We start from the raw sequence: 16,246 nt of genomic DNA, 5'->3' as shown, positions 1-16,246 counted from the left end.
ACCCACGCACGGACGAGTGCACGCAGACGCAACAAAGGGTGCATCCGGCGACAAGCCCGTGCGCCGCGCGCCGCGTAGCTTGTAAGCCAGGGCGGAGCCTTGCGGGGCCGCCTCTCCGACAACAACAAGATGTGTGGTGAACCATGAGTACAGTAGATCCGATCACCCTCGCGGTCGTGCGCGGGGCGCTGGAAACCGCCCAGCGCGAGATGACCCTGACCCTGGAGAAAACCGGCCGCTCCAGCGTGTTCAACCTGGCCCACGACTACTCCAACGCGCTGTTCGACCACTTCCCGGAAATGATCCTGCAGGGCCAGGACATCCCGATCCACCTCGGCTCGCTGATCCCGGCGATGAAGTGCGTGGCCGAGTTCTTCGAGGGCGACATCGCCGAAGGCGACGTGATCTATCACAACGACCCGGCCTACAAGGGCAGCCACATCCTCGACTGCTGCATGTACAAGCCAGTGTTCTACCAGGGCGAGCTGGTGTTCTGGACCGTGTGCAAGGGCCACCTCACCGACATCGGCGGCCCGGTGCCGGCCGGCTACAACCCGGACGCCAAGGAGATCTACGCCGAGGGCCTGCGCATCCCGCCGGTCAAGCTGTGGGCCGGCGGCAAACGCCGCGAGGACGTGTTCAACCTGCTGCTCACCAACATGCGCGCCCGTCCCTACCAGGAGGGCGACCTCAACGCCCAGTACGGCGCCTGCTGCGTGGGCGAGCGCCACCTGCTGGAGCTGGTCGAGAAGTACGGCGTCGCCCAGGTGCGCGCCTGCATCGCCGAGCTGAAGAACATGGCCGACCGCCACATGCGCGCCCTGCTGCGCGACGTGCCGGACGGCCACTACAGCGGCACCGCGATCCTCGAGGATTCCGGCCACGGCCTCGGCGAGCTGGAGATCACCGCCCACGTCGAGATCCGCGGCGACGAGGCCCACGTGCGCATCGAGAGCCCGCCGCAGGTGCCCTACTTCATCAACTCCTACGAGGGCAACTCGGTGTCCGGCGTCTACCTGGGCCTGATGATGTTCGCCCAGGTGCCGCCGCCCTACAACGAGGGCCTGTACCGCTGCGTCAGCGTCGACCTCGGGCCCAAGGGCACCCTGTGCAACGCCGAGGAACCGGCGCCGCACGTCAACTGCACCACCACGCCGATGGAGACCCTGGCCGACGCCGTGCGCCAGGCGCTGGAGCAGGCCGCACCCGAGCGCGTCACCGCCTCCTGGGGCCACGCCAGCGGCATCAACATCGCCGGCCACGACCCGCGTCGCGAGGGCGACGAGTACGTGACCATGGTGCTCGCCTCGATCATCTCCGGCGCCGGCGCCAACAAGGTGATGGACGGCTGGCACGCCTGCGGCCCGCTGTGCTGCTTCGGCGCGCTGATGAGCGGCGACATCGAGCTGCTCGAGTACTCCTACCCGATCGTCATCCACCGCTACAGCCTGATGAGCGACAGCGGCGGCGCCGGCGAATTCCGCGGCGGCTCCGGCACCCGCCTGGAGATCGAACCGCTGGAGCACGAGATGACCGTGGTCGGCTTCGGCGAGGGCCGCCAGCTGGCCACCGCCGGCGCGGCCGGCGCGCGCAACGCGCTGATCGAGCCCAAGCTCGGCCGCCTGATCCACCGCCGCGCCGACGGCGAGGAAACCCACTACATCCAGAACCCAGTGCTGACCGTGCGCCCGGGCGAGCGGGTGATCAACGTCAACCCCGGTGGCGGTGGCTACGGCGACCCGCTGCGCCGCCCGGTCGCCGCGGTCCTCGACGACCTGCGCAACGGCCTGGTCTCCGCCGAGGGCGCCCGCCTCGAGTACGGGGTGATCGTCGACGCCGCCGGCCATCTCGACGAAGCCGCCACCCGCGCCGCCCGCGCCCCCCACTGAGCACTGCTGAGGAACATCGACATGCGTAACCAATATCGTCTGGGCATCGACGCCGGCGGCACCTTCACCGACTTCATCCTCGCCGACCGCGACGGCGGCGTGCAGCTGTTCAAGGCGCCGTCCACCCCGCAGGACGGCACCTTGGCCATCCGCGCCGGTCTGGCGCAGATCGCCGACGCCGTCGGCCGCTCGCCGGCCGAGATCATTGCCGACTGCGACCTGTGCATCAACGGCACCACCGTGGCGCTCAACGCGCTGATCGAGCGCACCGGGGTCAAGGTCGGCCTGCTGTGCACCGAGGGCCACGAGGACAGCCTGGAGATCCGCCTCGGCCACAAGGAGGAAGGCCACCGCTACGACGCCCACTACCCGCCGGCGCACATGCTGGTGCCGCGCCACCTGCGCCGCCCGGTGGGCGGGCGCATCCTCAGCGACGGCCGCGAGTACAGCCCGCTGGACGAGGCCGCGGTGCGCGAGGCCATCGAGTACTTCCGCGCCGAGGGCGTCGAGGCGGTGGCGATCTCCTTCGTCTGGTCGGTGCGCAACCCGGCCCACGAGCTGCGCGCCGCCGAGATGGTGCGCGCCGCCCTGCCCGGGGTGTTCGTCTGCACCGGCGTCGAGGTGTTCCCGCAGATCCGCGAGTACACCCGCACCTCCACCACCGTGGTCAACGCCTACCTGAGCCCGGTGATGGCGCGCTACGTCGAGCGCATCGACGCGCTGTTCGAGGAGCTCGGCGCCCAGCAGCCGGTGCGCTACTTCCAGTCCAACGGCGGCCTGGCGCCGGGCGGCATGATGCGCGAGCGCGCGGTCAACGCGATCAACTCCGGCCCGGCCTCGGCGCCGCAGGCCGGCCTGTCGGTGGCCAAACCGTTCGACATCGACAACGTGATCACCGTCGACATGGGCGGCACCTCGTTCGACATCACCCTGACCAACGCCGGGCGCACCAACTTCAGCAAGGACGTCGACTTCCTGCGCCAGCGCATCGGCGTGCCGATGATCCAGGTGGAGACCCTCGGCGCCGGCGGCGGCTCGATCGCCCACCTCGACGAGTTCGGCATGCTCCAGGTCGGCCCGCGCAGCGCCGGCGCCAAGCCCGGCCCGGTGTGCTACGGCAAGGGCGGCCTTGAGCCGACCGTGACCGACGCCAACCTGGTGCTCGGCTACCTGCCCGACGGCGCCCTGCTCGGCGGCAGCATCCGCCTCAACCGCCAGGCGGCGCTGGACGCCATCCGCAGCAGGATCGCCGACCCGCTGGGCATCAGCATCGAGCGCGCCGCCTACGGCATCACCACCCTGGTCAACCTGAACATGGTCAACGGCATCCGCCGGGTGTCCATCGAGCGCGGCCACGACCCGCGCGACTTCGCCCTGATCGGCGCCGGCGGCGCGGCCGGCATGCACGTGGTGCGCCTGGCCGAGGAGATCGGCATCCACACCGTGCTGATCCCCAAGGTCGCCTCCGGCCTGTGCGCCTTCGGCCAGATCCTCTCCGACATGCGCTACGACCAGCTGACCAGCCTGCCGATGCGCCTGGACGCCGGCCACGTCGACCTCGAGCGCCTCAACCGGGCGCTGGCCGAGCTGCGCAACAAGGGCCTGGGCAACCTGCGCGAGGACGGCTTCGCCGCCGACACCATCGAGTGCCACTACACCCTGGAGATGCGCTACCTCGGGCAGATCCACGAGTGCAGCGTGGAGCTGGCCAGCAGTCGGCTCGACGAGCAGGGCCTGGCCGCACTGTGCGACGCTTTCCACCGCCGCCACCAGGCGCTGTATTCCTACAGCGAGCCGGGCAGCCCGGTGGAGCTGGTCAACCTCGAGTGCTCGGTAATCGGCCGCCTGCCGCGCCCGCCGCTGCCGGAACTGCCGCAGCCGGCCGAGGTCGGCGAGGCCGCCCCGTCCAGCCTGCGCAAGATGCTGTTCAGCGCCGACGGCGACTGGCAGGCCACCCCGGTGTACGACGGCAACCACCTGCAGGCCGGCCAGAGCGTGCAGGGTCCGTGCGTGATCGAGGAAAGCACCACCAACATCGTCATCCCGCCGGGCTGGCAGGCGACGCTCACCCCGTCCGCCACCTACCGGGTGACGCCACGGACTTGACCACCCGGTCACCCAGGCCAATGATGGCGAAATAACAGCGCGGCAGGGATTTCCACTCCCCGCCGCGCTGTCCTCATAACAACGATAATCGTGAGGACCGGCCATGGCTCAACAGCTCTCCACCCGGTACTGGCCGCAACAGGAACGCCAGCTCCGCTGGGCAGAAGCTATCGGCTCCACCTACTTCCCTCTCAGCCTGGAGTTCGCTCCCGGCGCCGCCTTCCAGGGCAGCCTGCACGTCTGGGACACGCCCAGCACGCCGCTCACCCTCTCCCGCCTGCGCTCCAGCCAGCTCGCCTACTCGCGCAGCAAGGCCCAGGTCAGCCAGGACCCGGAGGCCTGCTACCTGGTCACCGTGCCGCGGCAAAGCGAAGTGCAGTTCGAGCAGGACGGCCGCGCCCTGCGCTGCCAGCCCGGCGGCTTCATCGTCGAACGCGGCGATGCGCCCTACCGCTTCCACTACGCCGCCGACAACGACCTCTGGGTGTTCAAGCTGCCCGAGCGCGCCCTGCACGGCCAGCTGCGCGGCGCGGAACGCTACACCCGCTTCTGCTTCGACGCCCGCCGAGGCCTCGGGCGGATCTTCGTCGAACAGCTCGGCCTGTGCGCGGCGCGTTTCGACGAGTGCGACGCGAGCGCCCGCCACCTGCTGCTGGAACAGGCGCTGGCCACCCTGCTGATGGCCCTGCGCCAGGACGAGCGGGTGCTCAACAGCGAAACCTCGACGCTGGCCGCCGTGCACCTGCAGCGCGTCGAGCAGTACATCGAACGCCACCTGGCCAACCCCGAGCTGAACCCGGCGCAGATCGCCGAGGCCTGCGGCCTGTCGCTGCGCTACCTGCACAAGCTGTTCGCCGCCACCCCCTACACCCTCGGCGAGTGGGTCCGCCTGCAGCGCCTGGAGGCGGTGCACCGCCAACTGCGCGACCCGCACTGCCACCTGTCGATCGGCGAACTGGCGTTCCGCTGGGGCTTCAACGACCAAGCCCAGTTCACCCGCGCCTTCCGCCAGCAGTACGGCTGTACTGCGCGGGAGGTGCGTGGGGGGTTGCAGAGGCGGGGGGAGTGAGGGTGAGGGTCGGACAAAAAAACGCGACTAGGGAGGTCGCGTTTTTTGTGTGACAAGGCGGAGTTCTTGACCAGCCTGCTGCAGTCTGAAGACAGATTTCGTCCAGGATGGCCAATAATTTTTCAGTGACGGCCAGCAGTGAACGGCCAAAAGCGGTCACTGATGCGGTGATAACTGATTCAGCGGCTTAGTTTCTAGAGCCTTTCCAGGTTCTTTCTATTCCTCAAAAGTCGGCTCTCTTCTTGATAAGTACTTGTGAGACTTCTTCAAGGAGTCTGGATCAATAATCCAGCTATCAATATTTTCAAACGCAAAGACAGGTCTTCCATTTACAAATACGTCATTGCTATTCTTGTCAGGCCAGAATATCCCCAGAGGCTTTGAAATCATATGCTGGCATAGTGAGGTTAACTGAGGGGCGCCCCCAATCGAGTCCTCTGGCCCTGCACTTCTCAACATATCGCGAATGATTTCAAATGGCTCCATGTCATATCGTTTGACTAGGGTACTGTTAGGCAAGACTGATGCATCCCCATAACGTCTTCGCAGCAAAGTTATAAGCTGATGATTTGCTTGTTTACGCACATCACCAATGAATGCAATTTTCCCGAAATTCCCTATCCCCTTAACGACTGGGTGCGCCTGAAATCTATTTGCATAATGATCATATTCAAATCGATCAATCATAAATTCTTTGTGGAACCATGAATACCCACATAGCAGGAAATTATGTTCTGGCTTTTTAAATGCATCCAGGTAGGTATCAAATCTGCCAAATAGCTCGTTTAACAATCTCAGTAGAAACGATTTTAGACGAGCATAGTCAAGAACGCCATCCCTCATCGGGCCATGGGAATTGATTGCCTGTGTCATTTGGAGGAGCAATGGATAGGCAAGATAAGTTGCCCCTGAAAAAGCAATTACGGCGTCCGTTCTAGGAAGTTGAAAAACCTTTGGCGAACAATCCAGCGTACCTCCGCCGGACAGCCGGCTATCAGAGCACACAATGAGCTCCTCCGCCCCTCTCTTAGAGGCTCTAACCCAAGCACATACAATGGTCATTAAATGTCCTCCCTGTCAGCCGAAAAGGTAATTGTTTATTTGTATAATTTAGCACTGCCATCCCGCATGTTAATATGCAAAAGAAATGACTGGAGCGAGGAGATAGATATGTCATCTTTTTTATTTATGCCTTTTTAGGTTATCTGGGCAATGCAGCGGCTGCTGTGGAGAGTAATAAGCCGACTCCGCGATTTAGCGCTTCGTTCGCCACCGTCTCCAAGACCACCATTGTCCCTTGCTTGACTGCGTCACCTAGCCGACCACCGAGAGTCTCCCCACCAACCCTCTCCGGGGTACATTTCAAAACTTGAAGCGCCTTTGCGGTTAGTCTGCATTGATACGCCATGCTGTTATCTAGAGTCGTATTGCTAAAAGTGATGAAACCTGCGTCTCGCAACCAAAAAACGGTTGAGTTAAAGAATTCGTCTTGATTGAAAATTTGACAAAATAATTCGTCATGCTCTTCGCTAGGCGAAATCACCCTGGAGAACTCCATGGAGTTTAGGTCAACACCAACAGGAAAGGACTCATAAAGCCTTGCGAAGACGGCGCCGGTAAGGCGATCGAACCGATCAATGTCATTATCTGCCATAGAATGCTCCATGCTGCGTGCGCATTCGAGTGGTAATTATGAGAAAGTTTCCTCTGGGGGTTCCATTAGACCATCCCCACTCCATCAGCACCGAGGAAATGGCTGGGCGGATTCGACCATCTGTCGCGTTCGGAGACATACATGAGTACCCTCTCTGCACGGGTTACTCCGACATAAAACAGGCGCTTTTCGCTAAGAATGGCATCTGGAGAAGTTGCATAAAAGTGGGGAAAGCTACCTTGTCGGAGCCCGATCAAGGCCACTGCGGCATACTCGCGGCCCTTCGCGTAGTGAATAGTTGAAAGCCGCAGCGCTTTCGTCGGGCTGGCGAACAAGCCGAGGTCCTCGATCCGGAGATTGGCGGTATCGACCTGCTGGCGGTCCATGTCCATCTTCATCTCCTGAACGGAGGCATAGAATAGGCCCGATTGAACAAGATCAATGAGTCCGGCCTCGTACATGAGCTTCCCTGTCTCCTGCGACACGTTATCAAGCCAGATAAGTGCGCCGTCATGAGCGGCATGCCGGCGCGCGGCGCGCAGTAGCCGGATAATTAGGACGCGGCCTTCGTGGCTGAAAACATCAAACCTAGGTTGACCTGTTATCTCCTGCACAGCGTGGAAGACGGCGCGCTCAAGCTGGCGCATTGTGTCTGCCTGCGTCTCCACAATGGCTCCGCAAAGCTGCTCGGCAAGAGTCGCGAATAGGCGAGAACGCCGGTACGGGCGAGCGCCAGGCCCGACTACTGGCGTACCGAAGCTCCTCAGTTGACGCGAGAGGTTGCTTAGCGACGCCCAGTCCTTACCGAGGATCGTCGCGTCACCGAGACCAATCCCGTGTTCGTCAAGTATCGGCAGGAAATACTCGGTAATGGCCTCGAAGGCGGTAACGTTACGGATTAGTACAGGCTCTGCCTGAAACGCATGGTATTTCCCAACCGCAGACATAGCTGGATTGCGAGGAAACAGTCGCTCCGCGTGATCCACCACATGAGCACTGGATCGGAAATTTTGGCTCAATGTCAGATCAGTTCGGGCGTTAATGTACTCGCCGAACGGAACCACTAGCTCCGGCCGCGCCCCGGTGAAGGCATATATAGACTGCGCAAGATCGCCGACGAGGAAGAACTTGGATCCTCCGGCGTCATAGAGCTGCCGGAGGATCTCGATCTGGAGTTCCGTCGTATCTTGGAATTCGTCGACCAGAAACCAAGCAAACTTCGAGCAGAGAGAATTCGCCACGCGCGGATGATCGCGCAGAATCCGATACGATCTATAGATGATTGAGCAGAAGTCGATGTAGCCAAGTTCGGCACACCGTCTCCAGAAGTAGGGGGAAGCCATTGAGACTGCCGTATTTTGAGCGGACTGCCCGATGAGCTCTCCAGCAGCGTTGACGCTCAGGGATTCAAAGTCATCGTACTCGCGTAGTTTAAGTTGACGCAGGCCAACTTGGGCCGCTGCATGGTTCGCGATTTCCTCGAAGTCCGGATTGTCGCGAGTAAGAACTCGCATCACACCACTGAATTCAGGAAGAAGCCAGCCATAAGGACGCAGAATTTCCTGAAGGCAAAAGGCATGGATGGTGGAAACCGATAGATGGGTGGCGTCGCCATCCTGCATTTGGAGTGAGGCCCGTTGTTCGATCTCTTGTGCAGCCGAATTGGTATACGTGATGCAGCAGACACGGCGGGGGGAGCCCCGTAATTCTTCAATCTCACGCACTGCCTTCGCGATAAGCGTCCGGGTCTTTCCGCTACCAGGACATGCCGTGAGAAGGAGATTGCCGTCGTGGGCAACAGCAGTCTTTTGCTCGTCTGTAAGTCTCATTGCGCCCGCAGCCATTCCACCGCTTCGAAGATATACGGCGGCAAGTCACCCGCTTCAGCTATGTGGCGAGCAGTGACTTGAGCAAATCGTCCTTTGCCAAAACGCTTCGCAGTCCGAAGAACCTTTGCCTTCAAATCATCCGGCACATCTCCACCAATGAGATCCTGTACTTCAAGCGTCCTCTTGAGCCGAGGAGCCCCCAGCTCATTGGCAGCACTTGCGAGCATCTTCAAGTTTCCGCTTGTTGTCAGCTCGCGCTCGAACGTGGTCGCACCGAGAAATACGCGCACAAATGGCCCCACCAGCGCGCCGAGATTCGACGGCATGGGCACATCGTCATCGGGGTCGACCGCTTCCACTTCCTGATCGGCATCACCCACAATTGCACAGGCCTTTGGCAGGCAACTGCCGTTGAAGAGACGGGCGAACGGCGCGAAGTGAGCACCGTGGACCGCCACAACGGAAATCCCTTCCCGCTCTAAATCGATTCCCATGATCTGCTTGACGAGCGGTGGTACTAGGAGGAGCTCGGCTGCTCCCTCTACCAGCATCACCTTCCTTGCAAAAAGAAGGTTAGATTTGGTCGCATCGAGATAACGGTTCAGGTCCTGCTGGTCGGATAGAGAAAGATCGTTAGTGGAGGCTGGAGCCGCGGCGAATGGTGTGCCTTCCGCCGTCGTAGTCAGCACGACGTAGGCTTCTAGCGGCACCTTGGCGGTTATCTGTGTGCTATGTGTCGAAACCAGCGACTGGAAAGAGAAACTCCGCAGTGCCTCTATCAATGTACTCTGGAGTTGGGGATGCAGGTGCGCTTCCGGCTCTTCGATCAGAAGCAGTTCGCCTGCTGCTTTCCCATTAGCGGAGCGCTTTCGGAAGTTCTCCACGAGCATTGCGATATAGAGGATGTTGTTGAGGCCGAGGCCATTCCGGCGCGGCTCAAACTGAGTGACTAAGTTACTTGTCAGCAGGACAATCAGGTTCCTAATAATGGACTGGAAGGTTGGTGAGGACAGACCAAGATCCACATTGAGGCTGAACGCCGGCCCGGTAATTTCCTTAAAAGCGGTGTCAATCGCTCCCGCAATCGTCTGGATTGTGGGCGAGGCTTCGATTTCGTCGTTTGCCGCCTTGACGGCATCGATCAGGGTATTTTGTTCAGCGACATTGATCTGGCTTGCCTCGATTAGGCGAGCAAGCGTCGACCGGCGTGTTTGCAAGTCGGCCTCCACGTCGCGAAGAGCGGGGAGAAACACGACCAAATAAGATTGGAGATACTGCAAGCCGACGTTGGTTGCGCCAAGGTCACCCAATTCATCGTCCCATTCGATCTCAGTGAGATCCACTTGGGGGTTGCCACCGCCCGCCAGCTCCCATCCAAAGTCGTCGAGGGTCAGGGGGCCTTCGTACTCGTCACGGCTCAACGCCTCGCGGACAGCCCTCTTGGGGCGAAAACGGTAGAATAGACGAGCACGGTTCGCATCGATCTCCGTCCCATGTAAAAGAGCTTCCTCGTTCTCGTTTCCTTGGAAGCCGGAGAGCTCGACGCCAATGAGTACCTGAAACGGGCCAGTCTGATCGATATGGCAGTGAATATCTTCCTTCTGGAGCGACCGGAAGGTCGACGAAAGCTGCACATCAAGGCAAATCCGAAGGGCTTGGAAGAGATTCGATTTGCCGACGCTGTTCTCGCCGATTACAACAGAGGATCCTGGGGCAATGGGAACATTCACGGCCTTTAGGGAACGATAGTTCTTAATAACTATTCTACTCAAATACATGCCGCATGCCCGTCCTTAGCCATATTTTCTTGATTTTGGCACGTCTAGCGTAGGGCTGGAACCGCCTATGAGGCTTCCTCTGACTCCTGCCCTAGGAAACGCGATTTCGCGATAGAGCCGAATATCCGTATCTGACATGAGCCATCAGTGGCTGACGTCTCCAAAATCAACTAGGCGTGCCGCCGGTGTCAATGTCAGCGTTCTGTCTGGGCGTTGATGTCCGGTAATGGCCGCATCCTGCCTGTCGCAACCGGCTGGTTTGGGTCGTCAACAAGTAATCGTCACCGTGACAGGATTGCTCGGACTGCAGGCAACCCGCTGGACAAGCCACTACCACCACACCGTTCTTGCGTCCTACAGAAAAGGGCCAGCTCACGCCGGCCCTCCTCTCACCCACTGCACCGTATCCTTCAGCACGCGCGGACTAACCCCCGAGCTTCTTGACGAAGTGATGGCAGCCGATCTGGTAGTGATGGCGCATGTACAGGCGATGCGCCGCCGCACGCTCGCGGCCGACGCCGGAGTCCAGATGCACGGCGCTGCAGCCCAGGCGCGCGGCCTCGGCTTCGGCCCACTCCATGAGGCGGTCGCCGAAGCCCCGCCCGCGCCATTCGGGCAGGGTGGCGATGTCGACGATGTACAGCGACTGGCCCAGCCACAGCGAGTGCTGGATGCGGTAGCCGAGCACGGCGGCGGCCGCGGGCGAGTCGTCGGCGAAGATGCCGGCCAGTTGGTAACCGTTGGGCCGCAGCTGTTGGTCGATCACCCGCACCATCTCTTCCGGTGCGTAGTGCGGCCAGAGCTCGCGCAGGGCGTCGACCGCGCTGGCGGTGTTGTCTGCCGTGATCGGCACGACCGGGATGTTCAAGGGGTCCTCCTTTTCGGGTTGCGCTCCGTTGCCAGGGCATGCCTGCGGCTCTACTGCGTCTGCTGACGCGAAAAGGCCGGCTTGCGCCGGCCCGGGCTATCGCGTGCCACCGGATCCGTAGGGGCGAATTTATTCGCCAAGCAGGCCAATGGCCTGCCCTTGAGGGTTTCGGGGGGCGCTTCGCACCCCTTGGCGAATGAATTCGCCCCTACAGATTGCACCGGCCGGCTCTTACCTCAACCCACCCACTGCGCCGTATCGTCCAGCGCGCGCTCGAAGCGTTCGAGCAGCAGCCCCATCTCCTTCTCGTCGATGATCAGCGGCGGGCAGAAGGCGATGGCGTCGCCCATGGCGCGGGTGATCAGGCCGTGCTGCTGGGCGCGGCCGGCCAGGTAGCGGCCGAGGGTGCCGGTGGCCTGGTACGGCGCCTTGCTGTCCTTGTCGCCGACCAGCTCGACCGCGGCGATCAGGCCGCAGCCGCGCACCTCGCCAACCAGCGGGTGGTCGGTGAAGCGACGCAGCGCGGCGTGCATGCGCTCACCCATGGCCGCGGCGTGGGCGACCAGGTTGTCCTCCTCGATGATCTTCAGGTTCTCCAGCGCCACCGCGGTGGCCACCGGGTGGCCGCTGGCGGTGAAGCCGTGGCCGAGGGTGCCGAGGCTGCCGCTCTGCGCCTCGATCGGCTGGTACACGGCGTCGTTGATCAGCACCGCGGCGATCGGCTGGTAGGAGGAAGACAGCTGCTTGGAGACCACCATGATGTCCGGGCGGATGCCGAAGGTCTGGCTGCCGAACATGTTGCCGGTACGGCCGAAGCCGCAGATCACCTCGTCGGCGATCACCAGGATGTCGTACTTGCGGCAGACCTGCTGGACCTTGGCCCAGTAGGTGCGCGGCGGCACAATCACCCCGCCGGCGCCCATCAGCGGCTCGCCGATGAAGGCGGCGATGGTTTCCGGGCCCTCGGCGAGGATGCGCTGCTCCAGCTCGGCGGCCAGGCGGTCGGCGAACTGCTCCTCGCTCTCGCCCGGCAGCGCGTAGCGGTAGTGGTGCGGGCAGCCGACGTGCAGGAAGCCCGGCAGCGGCAGGCCGAAGCCGCGGTGGTTGGCCGGCAGGCCGGTGAGGCTGGCGCTGGCCACGGTGATGCCGTGGTAGGCGTTGGTGCGGGCAATGAACTTGCTCTTCTCGGGCTTGCCGAGGGCGTGGTTGCGGTACCACACCAGCTTGACCACGGTGTCGTTGGCCTCGGAGCCGGAGTTGGTGAAGAACACCTTGCTCATCGGCACCGGCGCCATCTGGATCAGCTTCTCGGCCAGCTCGATGCTTGGCCGGTGCGCCTTGTGGCTGAACAGGTGGTAGAACGGCAGGGTCTCGAGCTGCCGCTGCGCGGCGCGGATCAGGCGCTGGTTGCTGAAGCCCAGCGCGGCGCTCCACAGCCCGGACATGCCTTCGATGTAGTCCTTGCCCTGCTCATCAAAGACGTACACGCCTTCGCCGCGCTCGATGATCAGCGGGCCCTGCTCCTGGTGCAGGCGGGCGTTGGTATAGGGGTGCAGCTGGTAGTGGATGTCCTTCTCTTGCAGCGATTGGCTCATGACGCACGCTCCATGGGGGTTGGGCAAGGCATTCGGGGCTCAGGCGGTCTGGCGCTGCCTGTTGAACCCGGGCAGGTCGGCGAGCTGGGCGTCGATCTGCTCGATGATGTAGGCACCGATCGGGATGGCCGAGGTGGCCGCCGGCGACGGCGCGTTGCACACGTTGACGCTGCGCCGGGTGTTGCGGAACAGGAAGTCCTCGATCAGCTTGCCTTCGCGCGATACCGCCTGGGCGCGCACACCCGCCGGGTAGGGCTTGAGGTCCTTGAGTTCGATGCTCGGGCAGTACTTGCGCACTTCCTGCAGGTAGCCGCGCTTGAACAGCGAGTTGCGCATCTCCACCAGGCCCGGGCGCAGGTTGTTCTTCAGCACCTTGAGGATGCCGGGGTCGGTGAGCATGGCGAAGGTGTCGGACAGCGAGATGTCGCGCTTGCGGTAGCCCTCGCGCTTGAGCGCCAGCACCGCGTTGGGGCCGACGGTGACGGTGCCGTCGATCATCCGCGTCAGGTGCACGCCGAGGAACGGCATGGACGGGTCGGGGATCGGGTAGATCAGGTGGTTGACGATGCGGTTGTGCTCGGCCGGCAGCAGGTAGTACTCGCCGCGGAACGGGCAGATGCTGAAGCCCGGGTCGAGGCCGAGCATGCGCACCACGCGGTCGGCCATCAGCCCCGAGCAGGACACCATGAAGCGGCTGCTGAATGCGCCGGCGCTGGTCTTCACCACCATCTCGGTGGGGCGTTCCTCGAGGCCGATCACCTCGGTGCCGTAGCGGATCTCGCCGCCGCGCATCTGGAACTCGCGAGCCATGGCCGCGGCGACCTCGGCGTAGCTGACGATGCCGCTGGAGGGCACGAAGATGCCGCCGATGCCGGTGATGTTCGGCTCGCGCTCGCGCAATGCCTCCGCGCTCAGCCATTCGCGCTGCAGGCCGTTGGCCTCGGTGCGCTCCCACAGCGCCTGCATGCGCTGCATCTCCAGCGCGTTGGTGGCGACCAGGAGCTTGCCGCACTCGTCGAAGCGGATGCCGTTCTCGATGCAGAACTGCTTGGTCGCGCGGTTGCCGGCCAGGCAGAAGCGCGCCTTGAGGCTGCCGGGGGTGTAGTAGACGCCGGCGTGGATCACGCCGCTGTTGTGGCCGGTCTGGTGGCGCGCCGGCGCGGATTCCTTCTCCAGCAGCAGCATCCGGCAGTCCGGGTAGGCGCGGATCAGTTGCATGGCGGTGGACATGCCGAGGATGCCGCCGCCGATGATGATGAAGTCGTACACCTTGTCTGCCCTTGTCGTGTGATGGTTATGGGGCACGCGGGGCGGCGCACGCATGGATCCGATTCGCCCCACGACTTGTGCAAGCCCGTCCAGGCCGCGCGCCGCAGCGGGAAACGGGAAGGCAGAGGATGATGCCACTCAAGACCTCTGCCCGCCCGTCCCCGGCTACGCCGCGCGGGTGTGACTGGCGGGTCCGGCGTCACTGCCGCGGCTGGCGCAGCACCTTCTTGTGGGTGAAGTAGCCGCGCTGGCGCATCAGCTCGCGACGCAGGCCGGCGTGGGCAACGAAGCGGTCGCGGCCGTGCAGCCAGCAGTGGTTGTTGATCAGCAGGAAGCTGCCCACCGGCACGCGCACCGACAGCTTGGCCGGGCTGTTCTCGATGGAGTCGCCGAGGTCGGCCAGCCAGTTGCCTTCCTCGAAGTTCTTCGGCTGCACGAACTGGTCGATGTAGCTGATGATCGGCCGGCCGGCGACGTCGGTATCGAACACCGCGTGGTAGATGTCCTTGCTGACGTTCTTGCTCGGCGGCGCGCTCCAGCGCATTTCGCGACGGGCCAGCGGGTGGGTGTAGAAGTGCTCCAGCCCTTCCCAGTCGTCCAGGTGCAGCAGCAGCGAGTCGCCGCCCTCCATGTTCTGCTCGTCGATCTTCAGCATCAGCACGTAGTCGGTGTCCTGCTCGACGAAGGTGCCGTCGGTGTGCAGCTCCATCACCCGGTGGGCCTGGCGCAGGTAGCTGTCGGAGTTGTCCTCGTTCTTCACCACGAAGCGCGCGTAGTACTGGCCGCTCATGGCGTCGTAGTTAGAGCGGCCGAACAGGTGGGCCACCGCGGTGGTGAACTTGACCATGTCCTCGGCCTGCTCCACCGAGTCCAGCCCTTCCGGAGTGATCAGCAGGGCGCCGCTGTCGCGGTCGGCCAGGGTCTCGATCAGCAGCGGCTGCAGGGTGTTGGCGCACAGCTCGTCGAGCAGGCGCGCGCAGCGGAAGCGCAGGAACGACTTGTACTCCAGCGCCTGCACCGGGTACTCGGCGGTGGCGGCGAGGTAGGCCTCGACGGTGCTGCGCGGGAAGGTCAGCTGCAGCAGGCGCGGCGACAGGGCGGAAGGCGCCAGGGTGAAGCCCTGGGGTTCGATCGGCTGGGCAACGGAAGGCTTGAGTTGGACGACGGTGCTCATGACGGCGCTCCTGGGCAAAGCGGCAAAGGGGATGAGACGTTTCTTGTTAATGTCGGCGTAAATTAAAAATATCGACATTTTTGCGAGCTGTCAAAAATTTTCAACGCTCAGCGACGAAACGGGCATCCCGCCAACGATTGGGTATGATGTCGACGCACGACGAGGAAGGACGGCGATATGGAAACCCCTGTTTCCCAAGAGAATCTGGCGATCCGCGGACATGAACTGCTGAAGCGCGACATCATCCGCGGGGTGTTCAAGCCCGACGAGAAGCTGCTGATGAGCGGCCTCAAGGAGCGCTACGGGCTGGGCGTCGGCCCGCTGCGCGAGGCGCTGTCGCAGCTGGTGGCCGAGCGCCTGGTGGTGGTCATCAGCCAGCGCGGCTACCGGGTGGCGCCGATGTCGCTCGGCGAGCTGTTCGATATTTACGACGCCCGCGCCAACCTGGAGGCCATGCTGCTGGGCCTGGCCATCGAGCGCGGCGACGATGCCTGGGAGGCGGAGATCCTCGCCCGCGCCCACACGCTGACCAAGGTGGTCGAGGTGCGCAACGCCGAGGAGCAGCTGGGCGTCTGGGACGCCCGCCACAAGGCGTTCCACACCGCCATCGTCGCCGGCTGCGGCTCGGCGCAGCTGCTGCAGGTACGCGCCTACCTGTTCGACCAGGCCGAGCGCTACCGCCACCTGTGGCTGCAGCACACGGTGTTCTCCGAACAGGCGCTGGAGGCCAAGCGCCGCGAGCACGCCAGCCTGGTCGAGGCGATCCTCGCCCGCGACCAGGCGCGCGCCTGTGGGCTGATGCGCGAGCACCTGCTGGGGCCGGTGCCGATCATCACCGAGCTGATGCAGGCCAGGGGCCTGGCCAGCGGCGAGGCGACCGGCGGGCGCGGCGGACTGGCCGAGTAGCGGAACGGCTGGCGCGGCTGCCACCGAACATCGCCTGCGCCCAACGCCGCCCACGCGGAAAGGCCGGCCGGCCCGGGCCGCCGACGTTCCCCCACGGCGGTCGCATAAA

General features: G+C 63.2%; 12 protein-coding genes. 4 read left to right on the top strand and 8 right to left on the bottom strand.

The features are described 5' to 3' along the window. The first annotated feature begins 143 nt into the window (after positions 1 to 143). The 3 genes from capB (at position 144) to LMJ29_RS17035 (ending at position 5,064) form a co-directional block, all read left to right on the top strand. Positions 144 to 1,889: a caprolactamase subunit beta gene (gene capB, locus LMJ29_RS17045; RefSeq protein ID WP_264758932.1), complete on the top strand. Its 1,746-nt coding sequence runs from the start codon at positions 144 to 146 to the stop codon at positions 1,887 to 1,889. A 21-nt stretch (positions 1,890 to 1,910) separates the two neighbouring features. Beyond that, positions 1,911 to 3,995, top strand: coding sequence for a caprolactamase subunit alpha (capA, locus tag LMJ29_RS17040; RefSeq protein WP_229606719.1), 2,085 nt, complete (start codon positions 1,911 to 1,913; stop codon positions 3,993 to 3,995). Between the two features lie 103 nt (positions 3,996 to 4,098). Further along, the gene (locus LMJ29_RS17035) at positions 4,099 to 5,064 is read left to right on the top strand and encodes an AraC-like ligand-binding domain-containing protein (RefSeq protein ID WP_229606718.1); all 966 of its coding nucleotides are present in this window, start codon (positions 4,099 to 4,101) and stop codon (positions 5,062 to 5,064) included. A 216-nt stretch (positions 5,065 to 5,280) separates the two neighbouring features. Here the strand turns inward: LMJ29_RS17035 and LMJ29_RS17030 are convergent, their stop codons facing one another. The 8 genes from LMJ29_RS17030 to glaH form a co-directional block, all read right to left on the bottom strand. Beyond that, positions 5,281 to 6,126: a hypothetical protein gene (locus tag LMJ29_RS17030; protein WP_229606717.1), complete on the bottom strand. Its 846-nt coding sequence runs from the start codon at positions 6,124 to 6,126 to the stop codon at positions 5,281 to 5,283. A 139-nt stretch (positions 6,127 to 6,265) separates the two neighbouring features. After that, a complete protein-coding gene (locus LMJ29_RS17025; protein WP_229606716.1) occupies positions 6,266 to 6,718 on the bottom strand; it encodes a hypothetical protein in 453 nt (150 codons plus the stop codon). A gap of 65 nt (positions 6,719 to 6,783) precedes the next feature. Beyond that, positions 6,784 to 8,547: an ATP-dependent helicase gene (locus LMJ29_RS17020; protein WP_229606715.1), complete on the bottom strand. Its 1,764-nt coding sequence runs from the start codon at positions 8,545 to 8,547 to the stop codon at positions 6,784 to 6,786. After that, positions 8,544 to 10,325 (bottom strand): ATP-dependent nuclease, encoded by a 1,782-nt coding sequence (locus LMJ29_RS17015; RefSeq protein WP_229606714.1) that lies wholly within the window; start codon positions 10,323 to 10,325, stop codon positions 8,544 to 8,546. The genes LMJ29_RS17020 and LMJ29_RS17015 overlap by 4 nt, the downstream gene beginning before the upstream one ends. A 424-nt stretch (positions 10,326 to 10,749) precedes the next feature. Then, a complete protein-coding gene (locus LMJ29_RS17010) occupies positions 10,750 to 11,193 on the bottom strand; it encodes a GNAT family N-acetyltransferase (RefSeq protein WP_229606713.1) in 444 nt (147 codons plus the stop codon). Positions 11,194 to 11,429: 236 nt separating this feature from the next. Next, entirely contained in the window at positions 11,430 to 12,788 is a 1,359-nt protein-coding gene (locus LMJ29_RS17005; protein WP_229606712.1) for an aspartate aminotransferase family protein, read from the bottom strand. A 39-nt stretch (positions 12,789 to 12,827) separates the two neighbouring features. Next, positions 12,828 to 14,057, bottom strand: a complete 1,230-nt coding sequence (lhgO, locus tag LMJ29_RS17000; RefSeq protein WP_229606711.1) for an L-2-hydroxyglutarate oxidase — start codon at positions 14,055 to 14,057, stop codon at positions 12,828 to 12,830. A 199-nt stretch (positions 14,058 to 14,256) separates the two neighbouring features. Continuing rightward, positions 14,257 to 15,231, bottom strand: a complete 975-nt coding sequence (gene glaH / locus LMJ29_RS16995; protein WP_229606710.1) for a glutarate dioxygenase GlaH — start codon at positions 15,229 to 15,231, stop codon at positions 14,257 to 14,259. 177 nt (positions 15,232 to 15,408) lie between these two features. Between glaH and csiR the strand changes: the two genes are divergently transcribed. Next, positions 15,409 to 16,137 (top strand): DNA-binding transcriptional regulator CsiR, encoded by a 729-nt coding sequence (gene csiR, locus LMJ29_RS16990; RefSeq protein WP_229606709.1) that lies wholly within the window; start codon positions 15,409 to 15,411, stop codon positions 16,135 to 16,137. The last annotated feature ends 109 nt before the right edge of the window (positions 16,138 to 16,246 follow it).

The sequence above is a fragment of the Pseudomonas oryzagri genome, assembly GCF_020831405.1.
Taxonomy (GTDB): domain Bacteria; phylum Pseudomonadota; class Gammaproteobacteria; order Pseudomonadales; family Pseudomonadaceae; genus Geopseudomonas; species Geopseudomonas oryzagri.
Note: the sequence above shows the minus strand (reverse complement) of the source record. Positions and strands in the feature narration are given on the sequence as shown.

Bases quoted from the DNA above. Each gene is read 5' to 3' on its own strand.
- capB (WP_264758932.1), top strand. From the start codon at position 144: ATGAGTACAGTAGATCCGATCACCCTCGCGGTCGTGCGCGGGGCGCTG.
- capA (WP_229606719.1), top strand. From the start codon at position 1,911: ATGCGTAACCAATATCGTCTGGGCATCGACGCCGGCGGCACCTTCACC.
- LMJ29_RS17035 (WP_229606718.1), top strand. From the start codon at position 4,099: ATGGCTCAACAGCTCTCCACCCGGTACTGGCCGCAACAGGAACGCCAG.
- LMJ29_RS17030 (WP_229606717.1), bottom strand. From the start codon at position 6,126: ATGACCATTGTATGTGCTTGGGTTAGAGCCTCTAAGAGAGGGGCGGAG.
- LMJ29_RS17025 (WP_229606716.1), bottom strand. From the start codon at position 6,718: ATGGCAGATAATGACATTGATCGGTTCGATCGCCTTACCGGCGCCGTC.
- LMJ29_RS17020 (WP_229606715.1), bottom strand. From the start codon at position 8,547: ATGAGACTTACAGACGAGCAAAAGACTGCTGTTGCCCACGACGGCAAT.
- LMJ29_RS17015 (WP_229606714.1), bottom strand. From the start codon at position 10,325: ATGTATTTGAGTAGAATAGTTATTAAGAACTATCGTTCCCTAAAGGCC.
- LMJ29_RS17005 (WP_229606712.1), bottom strand. From the start codon at position 12,788: ATGAGCCAATCGCTGCAAGAGAAGGACATCCACTACCAGCTGCACCCC.
- glaH (WP_229606710.1), bottom strand. From the start codon at position 15,231: ATGAGCACCGTCGTCCAACTCAAGCCTTCCGTTGCCCAGCCGATCGAA.
- csiR (WP_229606709.1), top strand. From the start codon at position 15,409: ATGGAAACCCCTGTTTCCCAAGAGAATCTGGCGATCCGCGGACATGAA.